Source organism: Gemmata sp., assembly GCF_051859125.1.
Lineage (GTDB): Bacteria > Planctomycetota > Planctomycetia > Gemmatales > Gemmataceae > Gemmata.
The window spans coordinates 16,968-41,076 of the sequence record NZ_JBHYGG010000239.1 but is presented as its reverse complement, the minus strand read 5'-3'; the positions used below and the strand labels follow the sequence as shown (position 1 = coordinate 41,076).

Annotated in this window: 20 protein-coding genes; 8 read left to right on the top strand and 12 right to left on the bottom strand. The window is 71.4% G+C overall.

The features are described from left to right. Nucleotides 1–69: 69 nt before the first annotated feature. From hisA to ACTIGN_RS19150, 3 genes are all read right to left on the bottom strand, one after another. Nucleotides 70–813, bottom strand: a complete 744-nt coding sequence (hisA, locus tag ACTIGN_RS19160) for a 1-(5-phosphoribosyl)-5-[(5-phosphoribosylamino)methylideneamino]imidazole-4-carboxamide isomerase (protein ID WP_439626735.1) — start codon at nt 811–813, stop codon at nt 70–72. A gap of 69 nt (nt 814–882) precedes the next feature. Beyond that, nucleotides 883–3,156, bottom strand: a complete 2,274-nt coding sequence (locus tag ACTIGN_RS19155) for a beta strand repeat-containing protein (RefSeq protein WP_439626733.1) — start codon at nt 3,154–3,156, stop codon at nt 883–885. Nucleotides 3,157–3,289: 133 nt separating this feature from the next. Then, nucleotides 3,290–4,135: a hypothetical protein gene (locus ACTIGN_RS19150; RefSeq protein ID WP_439626731.1), complete on the bottom strand. Its 846-nt coding sequence runs from the start codon at nt 4,133–4,135 to the stop codon at nt 3,290–3,292. Nucleotides 4,136–4,293: 158 nt separating this feature from the next. On the opposite strand from ACTIGN_RS19150, the gene ACTIGN_RS19145 reads away from it, so the two are divergent. Beyond that, nucleotides 4,294–4,638 carry a cupin domain-containing protein gene (locus tag ACTIGN_RS19145; protein ID WP_439626729.1) on the top strand — a complete coding sequence of 115 codons (345 nt, stop codon included), beginning with the start codon at nt 4,294–4,296 and terminating at the stop codon, nt 4,636–4,638. Between the two features lie 107 nt (nt 4,639–4,745). Beyond that, nucleotides 4,746–5,993, top strand: coding sequence for an alpha/beta fold hydrolase (locus tag ACTIGN_RS19140; RefSeq protein WP_439626727.1), 1,248 nt, complete (start codon nt 4,746–4,748; stop codon nt 5,991–5,993). Nucleotides 5,994–6,003: 10 nt separating this feature from the next. Here ACTIGN_RS19140 and ACTIGN_RS19135 read toward each other — a convergent pair whose 3' ends face one another. Next, nucleotides 6,004–7,140, bottom strand: coding sequence for a C45 family autoproteolytic acyltransferase/hydolase (locus ACTIGN_RS19135; protein WP_439626725.1), 1,137 nt, complete (start codon nt 7,138–7,140; stop codon nt 6,004–6,006). A gap of 185 nt (nt 7,141–7,325) precedes the next feature. Continuing rightward, nucleotides 7,326–9,161, bottom strand: coding sequence for an ABC transporter permease subunit (locus ACTIGN_RS19130; protein WP_439626723.1), 1,836 nt, complete (start codon nt 9,159–9,161; stop codon nt 7,326–7,328). Nucleotides 9,162–9,370: 209 nt separating this feature from the next. Between ACTIGN_RS19130 and ACTIGN_RS19125 the strand changes: the two genes are divergently transcribed. Both ACTIGN_RS19125 and ACTIGN_RS19120 read left to right on the top strand, forming a co-directional pair. Then, nucleotides 9,371–10,705 carry a sulfatase-like hydrolase/transferase gene (locus ACTIGN_RS19125; RefSeq protein ID WP_439626721.1) on the top strand — a complete coding sequence of 445 codons (1,335 nt, stop codon included), beginning with the start codon at nt 9,371–9,373 and terminating at the stop codon, nt 10,703–10,705. Between the two features lie 62 nt (nt 10,706–10,767). Further along, nucleotides 10,768–10,968 carry a hypothetical protein gene (locus tag ACTIGN_RS19120; protein ID WP_439626719.1) on the top strand — a complete coding sequence of 67 codons (201 nt, stop codon included), beginning with the start codon at nt 10,768–10,770 and terminating at the stop codon, nt 10,966–10,968. A gap of 66 nt (nt 10,969–11,034) precedes the next feature. Here ACTIGN_RS19120 and ACTIGN_RS19115 read toward each other — a convergent pair whose 3' ends face one another. From ACTIGN_RS19115 to ACTIGN_RS19095, 5 genes are all read right to left on the bottom strand, one after another. Beyond that, the gene (locus ACTIGN_RS19115; RefSeq protein WP_439626717.1) at nt 11,035–11,802 is read right to left on the bottom strand and encodes a hypothetical protein; all 768 of its coding nucleotides are present in this window, start codon (nt 11,800–11,802) and stop codon (nt 11,035–11,037) included. A 242-nt stretch (nt 11,803–12,044) separates the two neighbouring features. Beyond that, nucleotides 12,045–12,341, bottom strand: a complete 297-nt coding sequence (locus tag ACTIGN_RS19110) for a type II toxin-antitoxin system RelE/ParE family toxin (RefSeq protein WP_439626715.1) — start codon at nt 12,339–12,341, stop codon at nt 12,045–12,047. Next, nucleotides 12,338–12,556 carry an addiction module protein gene (locus tag ACTIGN_RS19105; RefSeq protein WP_439626713.1) on the bottom strand — a complete coding sequence of 73 codons (219 nt, stop codon included), beginning with the start codon at nt 12,554–12,556 and terminating at the stop codon, nt 12,338–12,340. Before ACTIGN_RS19105 ends, ACTIGN_RS19110 begins: the two co-directional genes overlap by 4 nt. A 65-nt stretch (nt 12,557–12,621) precedes the next feature. Continuing rightward, complete coding sequence (locus tag ACTIGN_RS19100; protein WP_439626711.1) at nt 12,622–13,278, bottom strand: DUF6368 family protein; 657 nt, start codon at nt 13,276–13,278, stop codon at nt 12,622–12,624. A 9-nt stretch (nt 13,279–13,287) separates the two neighbouring features. After that, on the bottom strand, nt 13,288–14,292 hold the full coding sequence (locus ACTIGN_RS19095; RefSeq protein WP_439626709.1) for a zinc-dependent alcohol dehydrogenase family protein: 1,005 nt from the start codon (nt 14,290–14,292) through the stop codon (nt 13,288–13,290). Between the two features lie 158 nt (nt 14,293–14,450). On the opposite strand from ACTIGN_RS19095, the gene ACTIGN_RS19090 reads away from it, so the two are divergent. From ACTIGN_RS19090 to ACTIGN_RS19080, 3 genes are all read left to right on the top strand, one after another. After that, nucleotides 14,451–17,699, top strand: a complete 3,249-nt coding sequence (locus tag ACTIGN_RS19090) for a WD40 repeat domain-containing serine/threonine protein kinase (RefSeq protein ID WP_439626707.1) — start codon at nt 14,451–14,453, stop codon at nt 17,697–17,699. A 173-nt stretch (nt 17,700–17,872) separates the two neighbouring features. Further along, the gene (locus ACTIGN_RS19085; RefSeq protein ID WP_439626705.1) at nt 17,873–18,172 is read left to right on the top strand and encodes a hypothetical protein; all 300 of its coding nucleotides are present in this window, start codon (nt 17,873–17,875) and stop codon (nt 18,170–18,172) included. A gap of 221 nt (nt 18,173–18,393) precedes the next feature. Next, on the top strand, nt 18,394–19,875 hold the full coding sequence (locus ACTIGN_RS19080) for a serine/threonine protein kinase (RefSeq protein ID WP_439626703.1): 1,482 nt from the start codon (nt 18,394–18,396) through the stop codon (nt 19,873–19,875). On the opposite strand, the gene ACTIGN_RS19075 is transcribed toward ACTIGN_RS19080, so the two are convergent. Both ACTIGN_RS19075 and ACTIGN_RS19070 read right to left on the bottom strand, forming a co-directional pair. Next, on the bottom strand, nt 19,868–21,796 hold the full coding sequence (locus tag ACTIGN_RS19075; protein ID WP_439626701.1) for a hypothetical protein: 1,929 nt from the start codon (nt 21,794–21,796) through the stop codon (nt 19,868–19,870). The genes ACTIGN_RS19080 and ACTIGN_RS19075 overlap by 8 nt on opposite strands. Next, on the bottom strand, nt 21,793–22,716 hold the full coding sequence (locus ACTIGN_RS19070) for a WD40 repeat domain-containing protein (protein WP_439626699.1): 924 nt from the start codon (nt 22,714–22,716) through the stop codon (nt 21,793–21,795). Before ACTIGN_RS19070 ends, ACTIGN_RS19075 begins: the two co-directional genes overlap by 4 nt. A 51-nt stretch (nt 22,717–22,767) precedes the next feature. On the opposite strand from ACTIGN_RS19070, the gene ACTIGN_RS19065 reads away from it, so the two are divergent. Then, nucleotides 22,768–23,979, top strand: a complete 1,212-nt coding sequence (locus ACTIGN_RS19065) for a CaiB/BaiF CoA transferase family protein (RefSeq protein WP_439626697.1) — start codon at nt 22,768–22,770, stop codon at nt 23,977–23,979. Nucleotides 23,980–24,109: the final 130 nt, after the last annotated feature.

The following is a 24,109-nucleotide window of genomic DNA, read 5'->3' as shown; positions in this document are numbered from 1 at the left end:
CCAGTTCCCGCGGAAGAGGTGGCTCGGCGGCGTGCGCTCGGGCCGCCGAACGGCGGCCCGGACGGCGCGTCAGAGGAGTCGCCTGTCGGGTCTGGTCACAGACCGGGTCAGGGCCAACGCTGCGGTCAGGTCAATCGCGCCCTCGTAGAGGGCGCGGCCGATGATGCACCCCGGGGTGCCGGCCTCGGCGAGCCGCGAGACGTGGTCCAGGGAACAGACGCCGCCGCTGGCGATCAGGGGCGTGGGCACGGCCGCCTGCATCTCGGCGAGCGCCGCGAAGTTCGGCCCCTGCATCATCCCGTCGGTGGCGATGTCGGTGTACACGACCGCCGCGAGCGGCGCGTCCGACACCTGCCTGGCGAGGTCCACGGCCCTCACCCGGGAGACTTCGAGCCAGCCCTCCGTGGCGACGTACCCGTCCTTCGCGTCCACCCCGAGCACGATCCGGTTCGGGAACCGGGCGGCGGTGGACCGCACCCACTCCGGGGCCTGGAGCGCGCGGGTGCCGAGGACCGCCCACCGCACGCCCCAGTCGAACACGGCGGCGAGGTCGGCGTCGGTGCGGATGCCGCCGCCGAGTTGCACGGGCACCCCGGCGGCCTCGACGATCTCGCGGACCACGGTGCCGTTGACGGGCTTGCCGGCCTTCGCGCCGTCGAGGTCGACGACGTGAATGCGGTCGGCACCGAGTTCGACCCACCGCTTCGCGACCGCGGCGGGGTCGTCGGAGAAGACGGTCTCCCGCGAGTAGTCCCCCTGCCGGAGGCGCACGCAGCGGCCGTTGAGCAGGTCGATTGCGGGGTAGATGAACATGGCGGTTCCCTGGAACAGCGGTATTGTGACCCGCCGCACGGGGAAAGGCAAGGGGCCGCCGGGGAATGGTCACGCCGCGAGATCGGCGGCCGCGTACCGCCGCCACGCGGCGCGGCCCAGGAGCAGGGCCAGACATGCGACGCCCAGCACCGCCGCGGGCTCGGGGACCGGGACCGGCGAGAACGCGATGACCACGTCGTTGCCCCCGGTGAGGGAGCCGAGCCCGGCGTCGCCCGCGTACGAGATGTACGCCGTCGCCGCGCCGAGTTGGAACGACTGCCCCTGCGCGAGGTTGTTGAACGTGCCGGTTACGGAGACGCCCGGATCGTTGTCCAGGATGTAGAGCTTGTCAGCGGCCTGCGGCGCGTAGCCGAGGCTGGCGAGCAGCGCCGCGCCGCCCAGGTTCACCGACCCGCCGGAGACGCGGAGCCGGTCGTAGTTGGCCGCGGTGTTGCCGTTCAGTTCGAGCGTGAGGTTGGACCCGCCGGCGAAGGTGAGGCCGTCGCCGATGGTGAGCGTTCCCACGCCGCCGTCCCCCGGGGCGAGGTTGCCGCCGGTGTTCACGGTGACGCTCCCACCGACGCGGCCCGTGCCGCCGAGGGAGCCGCCGTTCACGACGACCGCCCCCGTGCCGGTGCCGGAGTTGCTCCCCGTCTGGCCGTTGACGAGCAGCACTCCCGCGGTGACGGTGGTGCCGCCGCCGTAGGTGTTGTTGCCGGTGAGAACGGCGGTGAACGTGCCGCCCTTGGTGAGCGACCCGGTCGCGGTCGATTCGCCGAACCCACCGTTATCGCTGATCCCGCCGCTGACGACGCCGCTGATGGTCACCCGCCCGCTCCCCATGCCGTCGATGGTGAGGCCGGGCGACCCGGGGAACGTGACACTCCCCTCGCTGGCGGATGTGGTGAAGGTCGCGACGTTGTTGGTGACGATGTTCGAGCTGATTGTGAACGCGCCGGAGCCCTGCTGCACGATCTTGGGGGCGAGGACGCTGGCGGTGCCGTCGAGGTTGAGTCCGAAGGTGAGCGTGCCGCCGGCGATGGTGTTGGTGGCCGACGAGGAGCTGTTCAGGTTGAGCCGCGCGACGCGCACGGTGCCGATGTCGTTGGTGGTCGTGTAGGAACCGCTCCCGCTGCCGCCGAAGTTCAGCACGATGTTCGACGTGACCTGCCCCGACGGCGGCAGGACCGGCGCCTGGGCCTGTGCGGTGTTGGTGTTGTAGGACGCATTCCCAGCCGCCGAAAGCACGATGCCCTTGTCCGTCCGCCACTTCGAGTCGCCGAGCGTGAACGTGCTCTCGCCGACGCCGTCCTTCCAGTTCGCCGACGACCCGTCCCAGTTGTAGACGTTCCAGCCCATGTCGAGCAGCATTCCGATCTCATACGGCTGGAGCCGCCGCACCGTGTTGCTGTCGACTGCCCAGTTCATGACGCCAAGCGGGGACGCGTTGACGTGGCTGATGCTGGAACCGCCCTGGAAGGATTCCGGGGAGAACAGAGGGACCGGGCCACCATACACTTCTCGCGCCATCGGGCCACCGAAGTACAACCCGGTGGTCGTGTTGTTCGAGGGGTTGCTGCCGGTGGAGTTCTCGTTCCCGCCGGTGAACGTCGAGGCGGGGCCGGCAAACGTGCCGTGGGTCGATTGGGTCACGTCCGTTCGCATCAGTGCCGACGATGCGAAACTGCCGTTCCCCCGTTGCAACCACCGATCGTAGGTGCTGTACCAGTCCGGTGTTGTTCCAACGGTCACAGCACCGGGGTTCCCGCCTCGTCCGGTCATGTGATCCGTGACGCCACTCGCGAAGCCGAGACCGTGGCCGATCTCGTGGACGAGGACGGTGACCAGGTCAAAGGTTCCGGAGTTCAGCGTCGTGTTCGTGCCGGGCACGGCATAGTGCCACGTCGCAGACGGGTGGAAGTTGATCTGTCCTGAACCGGCCGCCCCGGGCGTAAACGAAGCGTCACTCCGCGCACGCTCGTACATCGGCCCGCCCATGAAGTACCCCTTCGAGGTGAACCCCGAGGAACTGCCCGCTCCGAATGAGCCGAGCGTTCCCCCTCCGCTGATGTCGATGTTGAGCGAGGTGTTCCAGTTGATCGGCAAGTTACCGCGGCCGTCGAGGATGGTGTTCCAATAGCCGACCGCCGCGTTGACGGAATCGCGCCGAAGCTGCCCGACGGTCGAACTCCCCGCTGCGGTCGGGTCCGCGAACCCGGTCCCTCCGACCCCGATGGTGCCGTCCGAGTAAGCCGAACTCCAGGTGATCTGTGCGGAGGCGGTGGAGGCGGTCAGGAGCAGCGCGAGGCAACCCGCGAGGGGGCGGAGGGCACGGCAGAGCATGACGCACCGGGTTGGGAGAATGTGGACGGCCGGGGCGATTCGCCGGGGAACGGCCACATTTTCACCCGGCGGCTCGGCCGAACGCAAGTGAAGATCTTCGGAGCCCCGCGATTCCGGGCGCGCCGGCACCTGTTCAGGGGAGCGTCACGCTCACGTCCGCGGTCGCGCCGGGTGCCACGGCGGCCGGGGTCGCGCGCTCCAGCGGCGGCTTGTAGACCATGCGGGTGATCATCGTGCTGTCCGGGTCGCGCTCGAACCGGGCCGCCTCCCAGTTCGGGTGCCACACCACGACCGTCACCGGCCCGGCCGGCACCTGCTCCAGCTTGAACCGGCCCTCGGCGTTCGTCACCGCGTAGTACGGGTGCTCGGCCACGAACAGGTTCGCCCGCATCCAGTACAGCCCGGCCCCGCTCGACAGTTCCACCCGGCCCGCGGCGTCGAGCGTGCGGGTCACCGGCTTACCGGGTTCCGGCAGGGTCAGGCTGAAGAAGGCGTCGCCGCGGCCCCGGAGGACGTGGTACGCCGGCTCGACCGACGAGACCGCGACCGCGTCGCCCCGGCGCACGAACCCGACCCGCCGGCGGCGCTCGCCCTGGACGACGGTGATCGTCTGGTTCCCCACCTCGACGGCCGCGGGCGGGTGGTCCCACGGCCGCGCCCGCGCCGGGTCGATTCCCTGGAGCCACACGACCGCCCCGGCCAACCCCTTCGACTTCTCGTCGACCCGCGGGGCGTGCGGGTTCTTCGCCATCTGGTAGGCGTAGGTGCCGTCGGGCTTCGGGCGGTGGTTCGGGAAGTCGCCGACCGCCGGGACCGGGCCGGCCCAGGTCACCCGGCCGGTGACGGTGCCGCACGCCGCGGGGTCGAACGCCGTGCCCATCACTGGCGGAGGGGCCGCTGGTGCGGGCGGCGGTGCGGCGTCCGACTCGCACCCCACGAGGAGCAACGGCAGCAGCAGCGGCAGCAGGCGTGTACTCACCGGGTCGCCCTCGGGTCACGGAAACGAACCGGAGTCATACGCTGCCGGAAGCGCGCCTGTAAACCGCAGTTTCGCGCCGCGGCCGCGCGAGCGAGTCTTGGGTCGCCCGGTGGGGGGCGGCCGGCGTAAACTGATGCGTGCCCCTCCCGGAGTCCGCCGTGAAGCCGACTGTTGCTGATGTGAACGCGATCCCGCCCGTGAGGTGCCCGTGCGGGTGGGCGCGGCGCGCGTTCGCCGACGTGCCCGGCGCGCCCGCGAGCGTCCACCGCACCGAGATCCTCGCCGACGCCCGGACGCACTACCACAAGGTGCAGACCGAGACGTACTACGTGCTGGAGTGCGAGCCGGGGGCCGCGATCGAACTGGACGGCGAACGGGTGCCGGTTTCGGTCGGTACCGCAATCATGATCCCGCCCGGCGTGCGGCACCGTGCGGTCGGCCGGATGACGATCCTCAACGTCGTCGTCCCGCCGTTCGACGAGGCCGACGAGTGGTTCGACTGACCCGCCGCGACGGTCCCGCGGCCCCCTTCCACACGCCCTCCCGCGGCACGCGGCGTGCAGGTGCAGTCCCCGGGCGGGACCACGCAATTGAGCCACCCGGGTGCGCGATGATCTTCGTTCCGTTCGGCGTCTGGTTCCGGGGGCTCCTGGCCCTCGCCATGATTGGCGCGTCCGTCTACCTGTTGCTCGGCTGGGCGGACCGCCTGCCTCGGGAGGAGGCGGTCGAGGTCCGGCAGGGCGATCGGGTCGCGGTCGAAACCCGGCCCCTGGAAACGTTCCGCGATCGGGTCGGGGCGTGGCGGCCCGGGTGGGACGCCGCGACGGCCCTGCTCGCCGGCGGCGCCGGGCTGATGCTGTGGAACCTCGGCGGCAGCTTCCTGACCCCGAAGCTCTGGCTCCGCCGCGGGGGTGACGAGCCCCGGCACGAGCGCGGCGGCGAGCGGACCCAGATCCGCCGGCCGGACGGTGCCGTGCTGAACGTCGAGTTCTACGGCCCGCCCGACGCCCCGCCGATTGTCCTCACGCACGGGTGGGGCGGCGACGCCACCGAGTGGAACTACCTCAAGAAGGACCTGGGCTCGAAGTACCGCCTCATCGCCTGGGACCTGCCCGGGCTGGGCCTCTCCACGGAACCCGGCGACCGCGACTACTCGCTCGAACGGATGGCCCACGACCTGGAGGCGGTGCTAGAACTCGCGGGCGGGCGGCCGGCCGTGCTGCTCGGGCACAGCATCGGCGGCATGATCATCCTGACCTTCTGTAAGCTGTTCCCCGAGGCGCTCGGGTCCCGCGTCTCGGGCCTCGTGCTCGTCCACACGACCGACACCAACCCGGTCTTCACGAAGGTCCCGACGTGGCTGCTCCCGGCCATCCAGAAGCCGGTTCTGGAGCCCCTGTGCCACCTCAGCATCGCGCTGGCACCGGTCGTGCGGTTGCTGCACGTGCTGAGCTATCTGAACGGGTCGGCCCACTGGTCGAACCACCGCGGCCTGTTCGCGGGGACCGAGACGAAGGGCGACCTGGAGTTCGTCACCCGCTACATGGTGAAGGCGTCGCCGGCCGTCGTCGCCCGCGGCACGCTCGGCATGTTCCGGTACGACGCGACCGACGCGCCGCCGCGGGTGACGGTGCCGACGCTCGTGGTCTCGGCGGACAAGGACACCACGACGGTCCCGGAGGCGAGCGAGCGGATCGCGCTCGCCGTGCCGGGGGCGCGGCTCGTCACCCTCGCGCCGGCCCGCCACATGGGCCTGCTGGAGAGGCGGACCGAGTTCTCGCGGGCGGTCGATCAGTTCTGCGAGGGGATCGTGGCCCCCGCCGGGCGGCCCGAGCCGCTGAGCGCGGTCGGGCGCTGAGGCGGTCGGTTCACTTCTCGTCGAACAGCTTGCCGAGGTCGAGGGGGTGGGGCTTGAGCTTGGTCGCGGGGCCGGGGCCGTACGCGAGGTGGAGCACGCGGTCGGCCGGCTCGAACACCATGCTCTGGAGCGTGTGCGTCCGCTGGTTCACCTTGTCGAGTTCCGCGAACACGTCGGGCACGCCGAGCTTGCCGGCGCCCCTCGCCTGGAGCGGGGCGAGCTTCGTGTAGCGCCAGCACGTGTCGTCGGTGCAGAGCGCGTCGCTGCGGAAGTGGTTCGTGCAGCACGTCACGCCGTTCTCGGCCGCCCGCACCGCGACGGTCGCCGGCGTCACCTCGAACACCGCCCCGCCGGCCTTGTCGCAGATCGTCATGCAGCACGTCGTCGTGCGGGCCATCTCGCGGACCAACTTCTCGGCCTCGCCGACCGTCGCGCACTCCTCGAGCACGCGGCGGAACATGAACAGGAGCGGGGTGCCCTTCCAGTTGAACCGCGGCTTGTCCTTGCTGGCCGCGATGCCGATCTCGTTGATGGTGACCGACAGGCCGGCATCGTTCATCCCGCTAATGACCCCCGCGATCGGCGCGACCGTGACGGCCGCGAACGCCCGCTTTCCTTCGCCCTTGTAGACGACGACGAGCGTGTGCTCGGTGATCCCCTTCGTCGGGAGCCAGTCGAAGTTGCGGCCGAGCAGCGGCTTGCCGGTCGCGCTGCGGCCCGTCTCGACCACGACGGTCGAGCACCCCATGCCGCTCGACAGGTCCGCGACGGTGTTGGCGAACAGCAGGAGCGAGAGGTCCCGGTCCGCGGCCTTCGCGGCGGCCTCGACCTCGGTGGCGACGTGCTTGGGAAAGTTCGGCTTGAGCAGCGAGGCCATCGTGGCGAGGAGCGTGTACCGCTTCTCGAGGCCCGCGTCCTTGAGGAACGCCTTGTGCATGCCGTCGACGTCGGGGGCGTTCTTGATCGCCAGCACGCCGAACTGCTCGCCCATCTCGGCCGGCGTCCCCTTCAGCAGCAGGACCGGCACGCCGTCGACCCGCCGCAACTCGCCCTTGCCGTGCTTCGCGTCGGGGAACCCCTTCGGCTCGGCGGCACGGAGCGGTGCAACGAGCGCGAGAACGACGAAGAGCGAAACGAGTCGGTTCATCAGGAAAGCCTCGGAGTTCACCCTTCGACCCGAACGCGGAGAGGCGGCGAAGCGATTGCACGCGGATGAAGCGGATAACAGGCAGGATGAAGCGGATCAAAGCCGGTCTGTTCTCTGAAGAACGGTCGCTTCAGATCCTCTTCATCCCTCTTTCATCCGCTTCATCCGCGTCCCATCGCTTCATCTTACTCCTCGTTCGGCTGCGTGGTGCGGCCGAGGGACACGTCGAACTCGCTCAGGAGCGGGACCAGCATCGCCGCGATCGCCACCCCGAACGCGCCGCCGAGTGCGAGGAACGGCACCAAAGGGTCGGCCGACTCGTCGGTCCCGGGCTTGGCGATGAGGATGTTCGCCACGCAGTAGAACATCGCGACCGGGCACAGCACGCTCGCGAGCGTCAGCGCCTGCGACGGCCGGTCGGCACTCAGCACGTACAGCAGCCCGCCGATACCCAGGACGAGGAACGAAATGAAGCTCAACCACTGGTTCGCGAAGCTGCCGCCGTTGACGACGATGAGGTAGATGCAGATCAGCGTGCCGACGGACAGGAAGAACACGGTGCCCAGCGTGTTCCCGATCGCGAGCCGGCTGTTGATGACCCGCAGGGAGACGTGCAGGCCCAGCACGATGGCGAAGGCGAACAGCACGGCGACGGCCCCGCACACGGCGACGAGCGGGCCGAAGTTCGCCTCGGCCACCTCGCCGGCCCCGGCCCCCGGCCCGGTCCGGGCGAGCGCCCCGCGGACCGCGTAGAACAGCGCGAGTATCAGCGGGGGGATCAGGTACTCCTTGCAGTTGTACACGACGCCCCAGATCTTCCCGAACACGAACTCCCGCGGCGAGATGTCGGTGACGAGCAGCACGTCGAGCGCGCCGGTGTCCCGCTCGGAGGTGATCGACGTGGCCGCCTGCGCCGCGACGAGGAGCAGGCTCAGCACCACGACCGGCACCATGCCGTAGGCCGCGGCGAACGACGGCCGCCCGCCGGGGCGGTTCAGCTCGGTCACGGCGAAGTACAGGATCATGGCCAGCACGGTGCCGTACGCGAGTTTCACGAGCAGCGGGCGGCGGCCGTAGGCGAGCGTGCGGACCTCGCGCCACAGCACCGGGTTCGCCCACACCTCGCGGAGCGCGCCCGGGGCCGCGTGCGCCTTGGCCCGCTTCTCCACCTCGATCGACTCGTCGGTGTCGAGCGTGGCGTCGGCCCCCTCGCGCTGCATGATCGGCTCGCCGCTCGGGTTCCACTTCCGCAGCTTCCAGATGCCGATGCCGTTGAGCACGGCGCACCACCCGACCATTACCAGAACGAACCCGTAGGCCGGGGCCAGCGCGCCCCACCCCTCGGCCGGCGGCGCGAGGACCGACTGCATCGTCACGAACGGGTCGAGCCACGCCTGCACCTGGAACCAGTCGGCGTCCGGGTCGAGGGCCGGCCCGACGGCCCCGAGCGCCTGCACCACGCACACGTAGAGCACCAGGAACAGCACCGCCAGCGCGAGCGCCTGGAACGTCCGCTCCCGCCACAGCGCGACGAGCCCGCCGAGCGACCCGGCCGCGACCGCGGACGCGGCGAGCACCAGGACCGTTTGCAGCACCTGCTCGGGGTCGATGCCGCCGAGGAACAGGAGCAGCGACAGCACCGGGGCGGTGACGAGGATCTGCGTGAGGATCGGGAGCAGCGAGCCGAGGAGCTTGCCGAGCACGATCTCGTAGTCCCGCATGTCGGTGAGGAGCAGCAGGATGAACGTGCGGCGGTCCTTCTCCTGCGACACCGCCCCGGCGGCGGACATCGCGGCGAAGAACAGGGTGAGGAGCAGTTGCACGAACGCGACGATCTGGAACAGGAGCAGGCCGAACGCGGCGGTCTCGCCGAGCGTGGCGTCGCGGGCGAACCCGACGGTCGCCTGCCACGTGGTGACGCCGAGGATCGCGAGCAGGCCGACGACCGCGGCCCGGCCCGCGTGGTGCCCGGCCCGCCGGGGGACCGTCACCACCTCCCGCATGAAGATCGGACCCAGCACGCGCGTCTCCCCGTGGTGCGAAATCGGCCGTCGGCCTCAGAGGACAGCGCCTTCGGCGGCAGGGGCCGGAGGCCAGTCGGCGGTCATCCGCTGCGCCGTTCGTCCCCTGTCTTCGGGCCACTGATCTGTGCCGCCGAAGGCGTCTGTCCTCTGCTTCTTCATACGGCCGGCGGGCCGAACCTCCACGGGTCGGCTAGAATCCGTGGGGTATGAAAGCCATCGTCTTCGTCTTGCGCGGGTGCCCGGCGGGTTGCCTCGGGGCCTACGGTAACGAGTGGGTCGGCACCCCGCACCTCGACCGCCTCGCGGCCGAGGCGGTCGTGTTCGACCGCCACACCAGCGACCGGCCCGACCCGGCCGCGGCGTCGGCCGCGTGGCTCGGCGGCGGGCTCCTCGACGCGCTCGGCACCGCGGGCGTGCGCACCGTGCTGGTGCGGGCCAACCACCCGGACACCGACGGTCCCGACTGGTACTACGCCGGCTGGGCGGAAGTGTTCGACGCCCGCCCCGAGGCCGACGACGATTCCCCGCTCGACGCGCTGCTCCGCACCCTCCCGGCGCTCCTGGACCGCTTCGCGGCCGAGGACAACGCGCTGCTCTGGATCGAGACCGACCGGCTCCTGCCGCCGTGGGACGTGCGCCAGGACATCTTCGAGGCGTACCTCGGCCGCGGCGACGACGAGGAGGACGATAAACGCGCGACCGAGGACGAGGACGAGGACGAGGACGAGGACGAGGACGAGGACGAGGACGAGGACGAGCCCGACGGAGACGACGCCGAAGTCGAGGGCGAGGAGGGCGACGACGCGGAGGAAGAGCCCGACGAAGACGACGCCGAGGAAGTCGCCGAGGAGCCCGCGGCTTCCAACCCTCAACCTCCGGTCCCCGCCCCCCAACCACAGATTCCTCCCTGGTCCGACCCGCCGACGGGTCCGTTCGACGCGAAAGACCCCGACGCCTGGGAGTGGCTGCACAGCACGTTCGCCGCGGTGGTAACGGCCCTCGACGCGGAACTGGGAGCGGCGTTCGAGTTGCTGAAGGCCCGCGGGCTCGACCAGAGTGCGGCGTGGCTCCTCACGTCCGACTTCGGCTATCCGCTCGGCGAGCACGGGCAGGTCGGCCTTCACCGCCCCTGGCTGCACACGGAACTCGTCCACCTGCCGCTGGTCGTGCGGCTGCCGGGGGCCGCGGAGGCGTGCCGCCGCGTAACGGGGTTCACGCAACCCCCGGACCTCGCCCCGACGCTCCGCGACCTGTTCGGTGTCCCGGCCGGCGGCATGAGCCTGCTGCCGCTGGCGCGGGGCGCGGCGGAATCGACCCGCACGCGGGCGGTCACCTCACTGGAGCTGAACGGCGCGAGCGAGCGGGCGCTTCGCACCGACGACGTCGCGTTCCTGTTGGCGCTGGCGGTGCCCGAGGGGGAGACGCGCGAGCCGCTGCTGTACGACAAGCCCGACGACCGGTGGGAGGTCAACGACATGCGCGGCCGCAAGATCGACCTGGCCGACGAACTGGAGCGGGAACTGCGGGGCGAAACGGGGTGAGCGGCCGCGGCACGGGGTTCGCACGACTTCAGCGCCGCCCGCACCCATTTCGTGAGGCAGACGTGAACAACCCCAACCGCCGCCCCTCTGACGACGTGTCTTCGGCACCCGAGTCCGGGACGGTCCGCGACGACACCTCTGGCAACCAGACCGCCCGCCCGAACGACCGGCCGGCCCCCGCGGCGAACGCCGGTGCGAAGGGCAGTGGGTCGGACGCCGATCGCCAGAAGGACGACCCCGCGGTCGCCGGCGAAGAGCGGTGAACCCGCGCCGTTGCCCCACGGCCGGGCCGCGGCGACCCGACACGGCCTGCGGCGGGTGCCCCGATCTCACGCGCCGCGCTCGGCCACGAACACCCCGCGGCACGACGAGCACCGGACCCGCTTGCCGGCGGCCGCAGCGGGCACGTTCATTTGTGACCCGCAACTCGCGCACGTCACCACGAACGCCTCCGGCTGCGCGTCCGCCGGGGCCGCGGGGTCGGCGACCGGAACCCACCCGGCGGTGCTCCGGGACGGGGCCGCCGGGGCCGCGACCGCGGCGGGGGCCGAAACCGGTGCGGTCAGGAACGCCTCCAGGATCTTCATCCCCGCACGGATCTCTTCCAGACTGTCCTCGTCGGCCTTGAGCTTGAGCGACTCGACCGTGCCCCCCGTCGCTCCCACGCCGAGCGTGATCCGACGCTTCGAGAGGAAGTAGGCGACGAGCAGCACGACGCCGAGGAGGGCGAAGATCGCCACCATGGGACCGAACGTGTCGCCGCCCCCCCGCGCCACCTGGCTCGCCCCCAGGTTCACGACGGCCAACCCCATCATGCTCAGCCCGAACACGAGGAGTTCCACCGGCCGGGCGACCACCCGGACCGTGGTGGCGATCTGGCCGCGGGGGATGAACACGACCTCGTCCGACCCGAACCGCGTCTTCTGGAGCCGGAACCCGGTCTCGTTCACGGTGACCGTGGCCTTCGTCCCGAGCCCGAGGAGTTTGGCGAGGAAGCCGCCGCCGGTCGCCTTGAGGACGAAGCGTTTCTCGTCGTCGTCGGCCTCGACCCGGTCGATCGTCAAGAGGGGCTGAAACACACTTTGCATGAGGTGCACGAATCAACTCCGTGGGGCCAGTTCAGAGCACAGCCCCAAAGGCTAGTCGATGCTGGCACACAGTCAAGCACCCGCAATCGCGTATCGATCACCAAGTTGTCCGCACGGGCGGCCCGCTGCGCCCCGCCCACAAACCTCGCCCGCCCCCTCACACCGCCACGACGACCTTCCCGAAGTGCGCGCCACTTTCGAGGTAGCGGAGCGCGGCGGGGAAGTGTGAGTTCCGGAGTGCCAACGCCCAACTACACCCGCGATTGCCATGCGTAGGCGTCGCGGGAGCCGTGGACCACGGCCAGCACCTCTACGCGGTCGGGGAGCGCAACGAAATAGACGACGTGCCGGAACTTCTTCAGCCGTGCCGCTCGCACGTCCCGCCAGACGACCGCGTACCCCTCGGGCATGACTTCGATTCGCTCCAATGCCTCTCGGACGCGGGCGACGAACTGCAGTCCCAGGCCGGTCTGTGCTCGCTCGAGTTCGTCGTGGGTGGATTGCACATCGGCATCAGCCACCCGGCGGAGGACGACGGGGCGGCTCACGACGGGTTCCCGAACCGGGCGAGCGCCTCGCGCCACGGCTTCCCGTCGCGCGGCGCGGCGTCGAGGTCGGCACGGCGTTTGGCGAGTTCGGCCAGGTGCCACTCGGGCACCTCGTCGGGGTTGACCTGGTCGGGAAGACTGTCCCAGATCAGGTCGATCAGGTCGAGCCGCTCGCGGACGCTCAACTGGTCGATCCCGAGTTCCTGAATGGTCACGCTCACGACCTCCCGGTAGACGTTGCTCTCCCGACGATACCACACCGGGTCCGTGCGGGGAACGCCTACCCCGTCATGTGAAACTGCGGGTGCCGCAGCCACGCTCGGGCGAAAACCGCGTCTGCAAAGTGCGTCACCCACGTCCGGCCCGGCGCGGCTTCGTACGGTAGTCCCACAATCCGCCCGGGTAGTCCCTCGATCGACTGACGGAAGTGTCGTTCGAGTTCGCGCCAGTCGGAGTCGGAGTACCCCAACCCCACGACCGACGGAACGGAAACGGTGAGCGCGCCCCAAAAGCAGACGACACCGCGGAACTGCTCTGCGAGCCAGGCGGACAGTTCACCCAGGACGCGGTGATCTTCTTCGCGGCTGCAGAACGCGATCAACAGAATCTCATCGACGGGCGTGAAGCCGAATGCGGCGGCTACTTGGGGCAACTCATCAGGCTCCCACTCCCAGTCCGGCTGGAGACCGGTATGAAGAGCAAACGGCCGACCGTCGCCGACATAACCGCCTGCAACCGGCCTGGTATCCGCGATGTGGAAATCGAACTCGCCGAACGTGCCCGCGACTTCCTCACCGCTCACCGCTTCGAGCCACTGCCGCAGCCGTGCGTGGTCCGGTTCGGTGAGCGGAGCGGGCAGGAGTACCGAAGCGCTACGGCCGGCCATGCGGAGCCTTTCCCGGCGAAAAGTATTGCTGCGTTCGGTTGCGATGCCCACTTGCCCGCGTCACACCGCCACGACGACCTTCCCGAAGTGCGCGCCGCTTTCGAGGTAGCGGAGCGCGGCGGGTGCGTCGGCGAACGGGAACACGCGGTCGATCACGGGCCGCACGCCCTCCCCGGCGATCAGGCGGTTCATGTCCTCGAACATCGCCCGCGAGCCGACGAACACGCCCTGCACCCGCACCGCCTTCATCAGCACCGGGAGCGGGTTGAACGTGCCGGCCCCGGACAGCACCCCGATCAGCGCGACGTGCCCGCCGAGCCGCACCGCCTTCACCGAACTTTCGAGCGTCCCGGCCCCGCCGACCTCGATCACGATGTCCACGCCCGTCCCGTCGGTCTGCTCGCGCGCCCACTTGTCCCACGCGGGGCTGGTGCGGTAGTTCGTGCCGGCCGACGCGCCCATGTCGAGCGCCCGGTTCAGCTTCTCGTCGCTCCCGGACGTGACGAGCACCCGCGCCCCGAGCGCCCGGGCGAACTGGAGCGCGAAGATCGAGACGCCGCCCGTCCCCTGGAGCAGCACCGTCTTCCCCGGGCCGCACCCGGCCCCGGTGAGCGCGTGCCACGCCGTCACCGCGGCGCACGGCAGCGTGGCGGCCTCCTCGAAGGTCAGAGACCCCGGCACCGACACCAGCCCGGCCTCGGAGAACACCACCTGCTCGGCCAGCGTCCCGTCGAGGTCGCCGCCCAGCGTGGTCTTCGCCGCCGCGTCCGAGATCGGGCCGCTCAGCCACCCCTGCATGAAGCAGCCGATCACCCGGTCGCCGGCCGCGAACCGCGTCACCCCTGGGCCGACGGCGACCACCTCACCGGCCCCGTCGGACCCGAGCACCCGGGGGGTCTTCTGCTTCGGGTTGTAGACCCCCTTCGCGACGAGCAGGTCGCGGTAGTTCAGCGACGCGGCCCGGACCCGCACGAGCACCTGCCCGGGGCCGGGGGCCGGGTCGGGCCGGTCCTGGAACGCGAGGTTGTCGAGGCCGAACCCGGACGGGACGACGAGCGCTTTCACGGCGGTTCCTCGGACGCGGGCTTGCGGGCACACGGATCAGAATACCGGCCCCGACCGGTGGGGTTTTCAGGTTTTGCGGGTTCTGTGGGGCCGGGGCCGTGCTAAACTTGGTCTGCTCGATTCCGACCGAGTCACACGTCACCGGGCGCACGGAACGGATGAACGACCCAGCCGACTCGTACGTGATGGACGAAAACCTGGCGCGGCTGCTCGCGGCCTACGACCAGAACATCGACGGGGCGGACGACAAGGCCCCCACCATCGGCGTCCCGACGGCCGAACTCAAGCAGGTCGAGCGGGCCGCGGCCCAGCTCCCCGGCTCCCAGGCCAGCGTCGCCCTCGACGACTTCTTCACCGACCCGACCCAGATCCCGGTCGTCCAGTCCCCGCGGTCCGGGCGGTACCGGCTCGCCGGCGGCCCGCACCGGGTCGGCCGGTTCGAGCTCCGGCGGCAGCTCGGCAAGGGCGGGTGCGGGATCGTGTTCCTGGCCTACGACCCGAAGCTCGAGCGCGAGGTCGCGCTGAAGGTGCCCCGGCCCGAGATGCTCCTGAGCCAGGACGCCCGCCGCCGGCTCGTCCGCGAGGCGCTCGCGGCCGCCGAGTTCGACCACCCGAACCTGGTCCCGGTGTACGAGTCCGGCGAGATCGGCCCGATCTGCTACATCGCGACCGCGTTCTGCCCGGGGCAGACGCTCAGCGAGTGGATCGACCGGCAGGCGTTCCCGGTCCCCGTGCGGCAGGCGGCCCGGCTCATCGCGACCATCGCCGAGGCGGTCCAGCACGCGCACGACCGCGGGGTGCTGCACCGGGACCTGAAGCCCAACAACGTGATCCTCCAGTCCACCAAGGAGGACCCGATCGAGCAGGAGCCGCCGGCCGGGTCGGTCAATCTGCGGGGCGAGCAGTTCGTGCCGCGGATCGTGGACTTCGGCCTGGCGAAGCTCCTGGAGCGGGGCGGCCCGTCGGAGACGACCACCCGCCAGATCCTCGGCACGCCGAAGTACATGGCCCCCGAACAGGCCCAGGCCCGGCACGGCGACATCGGCCCGGCCGCCGACGTGTACGCCCTGGGCGTGATCCTGTACGAACTCATCACCGGCCGCGCCCCCTACGAGGGCGAGAGCGACGTCGAGGTGCTGCGGCAGTCGATCGACGGGAAGCTGGTCCAGCCCCGGCACCTCCGCCGGGACGTCCCCCGCGACCTGGAGGCCATCTGCCTGAAGGCGATGCACCGGGTGCCGGCGCGGCGGTACCGCACGGCCATCGACCTGTCCGACGACCTGCGGCGGTTCCTCGACGACAAGCCGACCCTGGCCCGCCCCCTGAAGTGGGCCGGCCGCGCCGCCCGGTGGCTCCGCCGCAACGACCAGACCGTCGCGCTCGTCACCGTCACCACCATCGCCACCATCCTGCTGGCCGTCGGGTCGATGAGCCTGGTCCAGACGAAGAAGCTCCAGGACGCCCGCGCCCGCGACATCCACCAACTGGAGCAGCGGACCCGCGGGGACCAGCACCGGGACTACGCCCGGGCGCTGCGGTCCGCGTTCCTCGCGTGGCGGTCCGGCGACCGCAAGGCCGCCGAGGAGCACCTCGACACCGCCTGGCGCGTGGCCCAGCTCGGCGGCCAGGGGACGGACTTCGCGTTCGGCTACCTGTCCCGGCTCGTCGCGGCCGACCGGCTGATGATCGTGTGCCCGGCCGGGGCGGTCACGGCGCTGGCCGTGTCGGCCAACGGCACGCGGCTCGCCAGCGGCCACGCCGACGGCACCGTCGCCCTGTGGGACCGCGGCTCCGGCGACCCGCTCGGCTCGGCCCGCGCCCACGACGGCCCGGTGACGCACCTCGCGTTCGCCCTCGGCGGCGCCCGGCTCCTCTCGGTCGGCGCGGCGAAGGGGGACGAGACCGGCCTGTGCTGGGACGTGGACCCGGCCGGCGGCGTCCGCCCCGCGGCCGCCCCCCGCCGCGCGCTGGGCCGCCACGTGACCTGCCTCGCCGTCACCGCGGACGGCACCGCCGCGGTCGCCGGCACGGGCCGCGGCCAGGTGCTCCGGGTGGACCTCACCGGCGCCACGAGGGACCGGGCCGTGCAACTCGACCGGGCCGACCCGGTCACCGCCGTGGCCCTGTGCGAGACCGGCGGCGCGGTCCTGGTCGGCACCGCCGGTGGGAAGGTGCAGCGGCTCACCGCCGACCTGACGCCCGAGGCCGGCGAGGGGGCCGCGGCCGGCCGCGTCGCCGCGCTGTTCGACCTCGGCGGCCGCCAGTACGCCGCGGCCGGCCGCACGGGCGTCCTCATGGCCGTCGCCGACCCGTGGGCCGTCCGTACCCGCGGGCCGAGCGAGTGGCTCGCCGCGGTCCCCCAGGGGTTCGCCGCCGGCGACGGGGCCGGGTGGGTGCTGCTCCGGTCCGGCCGGTGGGCCGAGTTGCAGACCGGCGACGCGGGCGACACCCGCGCCGGCGCCGCCACCCGCGACCGCAAGACCCTGTTCACCGCCGGGGACGACGGGATCATCCGGTCGTGGGAGCTCCCCGCCGACTTCCGCGACCGCACCGCCGCGACCGTCGCCCCCGTCACCGCCGTCGCCGCCCACCCGGACGGGGCGTGGTTCAACGCCGTCGACGCGCAGTCCCTGATGTGGCAGTTCGGGACCAAGGACGAGCTGGCCGTGCCCGGGAAGTTCGCCGCACTGCGGGTGCTCCGGGACGGCGGGGCCGACGGAACGACGCTGGCCGTCGAACTGCGGGACCGGGCCGCCGTCCTCCGCGAGCCGAACGCGGCCGCCGTGCGGGCGCGGTTCGCCCCGCCGGACGGGGCCGCCGCAACGGCCGTGGACCTGTCCCCCGACGGCGCGACGATCGCCGTGGGCGACGACCGCGGCCGGGTGTCGGTGTGGACGGTCGCGACGGGCGAGGCGCTCGGCACGGTGGACTGCGGGGGGCCGCACCCGGTCCGCCGCGTTCGCGTCTCGGGCGAGGGGCCGGTGGTCGTCGCGGCCGCGGCCGGGGAGCACGTCGGCGCGTGGGCGGTCGGCGACCCGAAGCCCCTGGTGCGGCTCCCCACCGACGCGCGGACCGTGTTCGCGCTGTTTCCGGGGGGGGGGCGGCTCGCGGTGTCCGGCCGCTCCGGCGTGGTCCGCGTCTGGAACCTGTTCGACGGCCGCGAGGAACTGGCCCTTCACGGGCACGTCGGCGCGGTCACCGGCCTGGGCGTGTCCCCGGACGGTCGGACCCTCGTCAGCGGCGGTGCGACCGGCGAGGTGAAGATGTGGGAGGTCCGCACCGGCCTGGAACTGGTCGGGCTCCGCCGCCACTCGGGGCCGGTGTCCGTGGTGGAGTTCTCGGCCAACGGCCGGCTCCTCGTCACCGCCGGGGCGCAGCTCGCCGTCTGGGACTCCGCCAAGGAGTGACCGGCGGGCACCCTCAAACGCCCGACCCTCGAACGGCCACCCGCGTCGCCTGCCAACAATTTGAACACTTTCCGCGAGACTCCCGGACAGTTTCGGGTTGAATACTGTTGACGCGAGCCGACCCGCCGGTGCCTTTACCGGCCGGGCGGCTCCTTCTCCCGGAGCCGATACCAATGCGCAAGCTAATGTCCGCCGTGGTCGTGCTGTTCCTGATGGCCGGCCTGGTCGCCGCCGCCGAAGTCATGGTCGTGAAGTACGACAAGGAGAAGAAGGAAGTGACCGTGAAGGAGGGGGACAAGGAGGCCACCTACACCATCAGCGACAAGACGAAGGTCATGGTCGGTGACAAGGAAGGCAAGCTCGAGGACCTGGAGAAGCGGCTCACCTCGAAGGTCGCCAACAAGATGAAGCTCGACATCACCACCGATAAGGGCGCGATCACGGAAGTGAAGCTCAAGGGCGGCAAGAAGTAATCGAACGCGACGCCCCGACGAACCGCGGCCCGGGCGGGGAATCGCCCGGGCCGCGTCGTTTCCCGGCCGCGGCCCCTGGCCCGGCACGGGCCGTGCAGCCCGAGTCGCGACGGACCGTTTGCCCGGGGACCGGCGGTGTCGTAAGATTGGGTGGAATCGCATTCACCTCCGACGGATCGCCCCGTGAGCGCGGTTACTCCCCATCGTCCGCCGGGTGCCCCATGTCCGTGCCGAACTCCGTCGAGGAACTGCTGGGGCTGATCCGCCGGAGCGGGGTCGTCGAGGAGGAGCGGCTCAACGCTTACCTGGGCCGGCCGAAGTACGCCGCCGGCCTCCCCCCGACCGTCCAGGACTTCCTCGACGCGGCCGTCCGCGACGGGCTGCTCACCAACTTCCAGACCGAGCAGTACCTCCTGGGCAAGTCCCGGGGGTTCGTCATCGGCCAGTACAAGCTGCTGGAGCGGGTCGGCGTCGGCGGCATGGGGCAGGTGTTCCTGTGCCAGCACGTCGAGACGCAGAAGCGGTTCGCCATCAAGGTGCTGCCCCCGTCGAAGGCCGACCAGCCGGCCGCCCTGGGCCGGTTCCAGCGCGAGGCCCGGGCCGCCGCGGCGCTCGACCACCCGAACGTGGTCCGCACCCACGGCATCGACCAGGACGGGAACCTGCACTTCATCATCATGGACTACATCGACGGGGCCAACCTGCTCGACATGGTCCAGGGGTTCGGGGCCATGAGCGTGGACCGGGCCGTGAGCTACACCCGGCAGGTCGCCGCCGGCCTCGACTACGCCTTCCGCAGCAAGATCATCCACCGCGACATCAAGCCCGGCAACGTGATCGTGGACCGCAAGGGGGTGGCCCGCATCCTCGACATGGGGCTGGCCCGCATCCTCAGCGACGCGGCCGACCAGCTCACCATGAAGTACGACGACAAGATCGTCCTCGGCACCGCCGACTACGTGGCCCCCGAGCAGGTCGCCAACAGCCACTCCGTCGACGGCCGGGCCGACATCTACGGGCTCGGCTGCACCCTGTACTTCATGCTCGCCGGGCACCCGCCGTTCCCGACCGGGACCGTGTCGCAGAAGCTCCTGTGGCACCGGACCAAGGAGCCGACCCCGATCCGCGCCGTCCGCCCGGAGGTGCCCGAGGGGCTGGCCGCCGTCGTCGCCAAGATGATGGCCAAGGACCCGAAGGTCCGGTACCAGACGCCGGCGCAGGTGGTCGTCGCGCTCGACGACCACCTCCCGCACTCGGTGCCGCTGCCGCCGGCCGAAGAGATGCCGCAGCTCAGCCCCGCGGCCCGCGAGGTGGTGAAGACCGACTCGGTCGCGGCGATGCCCGGCCTGCCCGACCAGGCCCGCCGCACCCGCCCGGCCGCCGCAGCACCCGCCGGCGGCCGCGCCGTTCCCGTCGCCGCGGGGCCGTTCGCACCGGCGGCGGCCCCGGGCCCGTTCGCCTCGGGCGGCGCGTCCCCGTGGGGGGCGACGAACGGCAAGAAGCACGCCCCGCCCGACGACGAGGACCTCCCCGAGGCCATCGAGGAGCCGCCGTCCGCGACGAAGATGTCGCGGCACAACATCAACATCGACCCGAACTCGGTGAACCGGGACACCTTCCCGAAGAAGCGGCGGGTGCCGTTCGTGGTGCTCGCACTCGCCGCCGTCGTCCTCGCCGTCATCGCCGCCTGGCTCGTCAACTGACCGGCCCGCCCCGGCCGATCGCGCCCGCCCCCGCGATCACCCCACCGCCGCACGCCGCGCACGTGCGGACCAGCGGCCCCAGCAGCCGCCGCGACACCTCGGGCACCGGGGCCGCCGGCACCTCACCCAGCTCCGCCAACCACCCCGTTCGGAACGCGAGCCACTGCCGCACAACGGCCGGGAAGTCGTCGGGGAGCGGCGCGCTTACCGCGAGTCGGTGCCGACCGAGCACGAGCACGCGCCCGCCGCTTTCGAGCCGCACGTCAGCGTCGGGGTCGGCGACGAGGTGCCCCGCGACGGCGACGCCGCGGGCGCAGACCAACACCGGGCCGACGGCGTCCTCGACGGCCCGCTCCGGGCGGTGCGACAGCAGCAGGTCGGGGAACGCCGCGAGCGTGTCGGCCGCGTCCCGCGGGAGCGTGCGGGCCGTGTCGAAGACCGTGTTGCCGTGGCCGACGGCGTGCCAGCGGTGCGCGTCGCGGGTCCGCCACAGGCCGAACAGCAGCGCGAGGTGCGGGGCCGGTTCCGCGAGGACGACGCGCCGCAGTGCGGGGGCCGCGGCGCACAGTTTCACGAGGTCGCGGGGGACGTGACCCGCACCGAACGCGGCCGCGAGAACGAGCACCCGCAACCTCGCAACGTCACCGGCAGACCGGTCGCGGGTGAGGTACGCGGCGGCGACGTGTTCGGCGAAGTCGGGCGGCCGCTCGCCGGCGAACGCACTCGCGACCAGCCCCGCGACGCCCGCGACCACGTCAACGCCGAACCGGGCCGCGTCGTCGAGTTGCAGCACGGCCGCGGCCGCGAGGAGCTGGCGCTCGCCGTCGGTCCCGAAGGGTGCGATCACGAGCCGGGCCAGGAGATCGACGCGGCGCTCGGGCGAACCGCGGCCGAGGCTCGCGAGGCACAGTCGCGTGAGGTAGCGGCTGCCGGGTTCCGTCTCCGCGAGCAGCACGGCGAACTCGTTCCACGCGACATCGACCGCTCGGTCGTCCGCGTCGCGCTGCGATCTCGCGAACCGCACCCAGACATACGCAACCGCTGCGAGCGCGAACCCGACGAAGAGCGGCGCACGCACCGCAGCGGCGAGCAGCAGGGCGCACGTTGCGGCGAGCGTTGCCATCGCCCGCGGCGACGGCGCGAGGCGACCGCGGGCCGCGGGTTGCATCGGCGTGGCGAGCGCGACCGTGCGGGCCCAGGCGTTCCCGCCGACGCTGACCGCGTAGCCGTCGCCGCTGAGCCGCCCGTTCGCGAGGTCGAGCGGCGGCGGGAGCGGTGCGACGGACGCGGGGACCTCGGCGAAGCACGTGCGGCACAGGCCGGCCCCGCGGTCGCCCGCGGCCGCCAGCAGCGCGGCGACTTCCTCGGGCGGCGCGTGCGTCTCGGCCATCCAGCTCCGCAGGCCGGCCGGGCCGTTCAGTTCGGCCATGCGGTCGAGCGCCGCGGTGTCGCCCGCGGTGTACGCCCGGAGCAACTCGGCGGCGGTGCGGTTCGCGGTGCGGGTGGTGCGGCGGTCGAGGGTGAGGCCGTGCTCGTGCCACAGGTGCTTGACCATCTCGACGCGGCGGAGCTTCACCTTGCACCGCGGGCACGCCATCTTCACGCGCTGCTCGCGGGCGTCGATCACCTCGTCGAGCGCGTGGCTCTTCTTCGTCAGGTTTTGCACCTGGCGCAGCCGCTCGACCGCCCGGCCCGACGACACGCCGGCGGTCACCGCGCTGGCGACGCGGCGCACGGGCCGGCGGCGGTCGGGGAGCAACCGCAGGGCGCGGGCCGCCGCGGCGATGCGCGTGGCGAGCGAGACCCGCGACTCGGCGAGCAGCGGCAGGAGCTGCGGGAGAAGCCCGACGCGCTCGCCGCGCTTTAACGCGGCCATGCGAGCGAGGAGCGCGTCAAGTTCCGCAGCGGCGTCGGGGGTCATGCGTCCACGTCCCACACGACGACGCGCCCGTCCTCGGTGCCGGCCGCGCCGACGGTGCCGTCCGGCGCGAACGCGACCGACACGAGCTTGCCGAGCTTCCAGTCGAGCGTGCGGACGAGTTCGCACCGCTCCAGGTTCCACAGGCACACGGTTCCGTTGTTGCGGCTGCACGCGACGGTCCCGTTCGGGTGAACCGCCATCCCACTCAGATACGGCCGCCCCGGATGCACCAGTTCGCCCGCGGGCCGACCCGTCTCGGCGTCGAACACCTGCACGACGCGCCCGGATTTTCGCGCGAGGAGCTTCGTGCTGTCGGCGGAGAACTGGAGTTGTTCAACTCGAGTTGTGGGGTCCAGTACGGTTGAAGTGTACTCGCTACCCGTACCAGCATTCCGAACCGAGAGGGTCAGCACTGATCTGCCGGTGCTGGATGTAGACTTCTCGACAAAGGCAGCCTTGGCCCCATTGGGATCGATAGCTGCGACATCGAACCTGCCCCGCCCGTGCGAATGCTCGGACCAAGCCCTGTGGAATCGCAAATCGCTCTCGGCCACCAAACAGATGGCCCCGCCCCCATCAAATGGACCTTCCCATGACAACAACCGTGAGCCGTCTGCTGACATCGCAAACCGCGGTAAAATGTGCCGTGGCTCGCACTTGTCGAGTCTCAGTTCATTCACAACGTCGAACGCTATGAGGTGCCCTTGCTCGACCACGAGCGCGGAGAGACCTCCGTGAGTGAAGGCAAGGTCGGAGACCGTTTCCGGCGCACCGGTAGTCATGTGCTTACCGCTCGCCAGATCCCACACGTCCACGTTGCCACGAACGCCGAACGCCGAACACGCCGCCGCGATGTGCACCTGCGAGCCGATCGCGAGCAGGTCGAGTGGGCGCGGCGTCTTCGCGTGAAGGACTCGCATGCCTCCAGCTTACCGGATCGCCGCGGCGTAAAATACCAGTGGAGGTTCACCATGCTCCCGTTCGCTACCGATGCCGTTCCGCCGCTCGCGGGGGTGCGGGTGCTCGACGCCGCGCGCGTCCTCGCCGGGCCGTTCTGCGGGCAGTTGCTCGCCGACCTCGGGGCCGATGTGGTCAAACTCGAACGCCCGGGCAGCGGCGACGACACCCGCGGTTGGGGGCCGCCGTTCACCGCCGACGGCACGTCGGCGTACTTCCTCTCGTGCAACCGGAGCAAGCGGTCGCTCACGCTCGACATCGGCACGCCCGATGGGAGTTCGATCTTCCATCGCCTGCTCGAAACGTCCGACGTGCTCATCGAGAACTTCCGCACCGACAGCGCCGAGAAGATGGGGCTGGCACCCGAGCAACTCCTCGCACGGCACCCGCGGCTCGTCGCGTGCTCGATCAGCGGGTTCGGCCGCACCGGGCCGCTCCGCGACGCCCCGGGCTACGACTTCGCGATCCAGGCGATGAGCGGGCTCATGGGGATCACTGGGCCGGTCGCCGGGCCGCCGTTCAAGGTCGGCGTCGCGCTCGCCGACGTCCTCACCGGCCTGTACGCCGCGACCGCGATCCTCGCGTGCCTCAAGGCCCGCGAGCGGTCCGGCCACGGGTACGCCATCGACCTCGGTTTGCTCGACTGCGCCCTCGCGGCGCAGGTCAACGTCGCCCAGGCGTACCTCACGAGCGGCACGGTGCCGCTGCGGCAGGGCAACGCGCACCTCCAGATCGTCCCATACGAATTGTTCGAGACGGCCGACGGCTACCTCGTGCTGAACGTCGGCAACGACTCGCAGTGGCGGGCGTTCTGTGTCGCGGCCGGTGCTGGGGAGCTGGGAGAAGAGCCGCGATTCGCCACCAACCGCCAGCGCGTCGAGCTTCGCGTTGAGGTGGTGCCCCGCGTTGCCGAGGTGATGCGACGCCTGCCGACCGCCGAGTGGGAGAAGCGGCTGTCCGAGGCGCATGTGCCGCACGCTGTGGTGCGCGACTACGCCGGCACGTTCGCCCACGAGCAGACGGCCGCCCGCGGCATGAAGGTCACGATCCGCGACCCGGCGGGGAACCCGGTCGATCTGATCGGCAACCCGGTCCACCTGACGGGCGCACCGACCGCACCGCCCGCGATGCCGCCGCGGCTCGGTGCGCAGACCGACGACGTGTTACGGGAACTGGGGCTGAGCGCCGACGAGGTCGCGGCGCTGCGGGCGAACGGCGTGGTGTAGGAGCGGCCTGCTCGGTTGAAATCATCGGCGGTTGGCGGTCCCCCCCCCAGGGGGGGGCCCAAACACCCAACGGCTTGTTTGTGTGCGCCCCCCCAGGGGGAGCCCCGGGGGGGACACAATAAAACAAAAA

What these genes read in the sequence shown, in the direction of transcription:
- hisA (WP_439626735.1), bottom strand. Translation starts at nt 813, where the DNA reads ATGTTCATCTACCCCGCAATCGACCTGCTCAACGGCCGCTGCGTGCGC.
- ACTIGN_RS19155 (WP_439626733.1), bottom strand. Translation starts at nt 3,156, where the DNA reads ATGCTCTGCCGTGCCCTCCGCCCCCTCGCGGGTTGCCTCGCGCTGCTC.
- ACTIGN_RS19140 (WP_439626727.1), top strand. Translation starts at nt 4,746, where the DNA reads ATGATCTTCGTTCCGTTCGGCGTCTGGTTCCGGGGGCTCCTGGCCCTC.
- ACTIGN_RS19135 (WP_439626725.1), bottom strand. Translation starts at nt 7,140, where the DNA reads ATGAACCGACTCGTTTCGCTCTTCGTCGTTCTCGCGCTCGTTGCACCG.
- ACTIGN_RS19125 (WP_439626721.1), top strand. Translation starts at nt 9,371, where the DNA reads ATGAAAGCCATCGTCTTCGTCTTGCGCGGGTGCCCGGCGGGTTGCCTC.
- ACTIGN_RS19090 (WP_439626707.1), top strand. Translation starts at nt 14,451, where the DNA reads ATGAACGACCCAGCCGACTCGTACGTGATGGACGAAAACCTGGCGCGG.
- ACTIGN_RS19085 (WP_439626705.1), top strand. Translation starts at nt 17,873, where the DNA reads ATGCGCAAGCTAATGTCCGCCGTGGTCGTGCTGTTCCTGATGGCCGGC.
- ACTIGN_RS19080 (WP_439626703.1), top strand. Translation starts at nt 18,394, where the DNA reads ATGTCCGTGCCGAACTCCGTCGAGGAACTGCTGGGGCTGATCCGCCGG.
- ACTIGN_RS19075 (WP_439626701.1), bottom strand. Translation starts at nt 21,796, where the DNA reads ATGACCCCCGACGCCGCTGCGGAACTTGACGCGCTCCTCGCTCGCATG.
- ACTIGN_RS19070 (WP_439626699.1), bottom strand. Translation starts at nt 22,716, where the DNA reads ATGCGAGTCCTTCACGCGAAGACGCCGCGCCCACTCGACCTGCTCGCG.
- ACTIGN_RS19065 (WP_439626697.1), top strand. Translation starts at nt 22,768, where the DNA reads ATGCTCCCGTTCGCTACCGATGCCGTTCCGCCGCTCGCGGGGGTGCGG.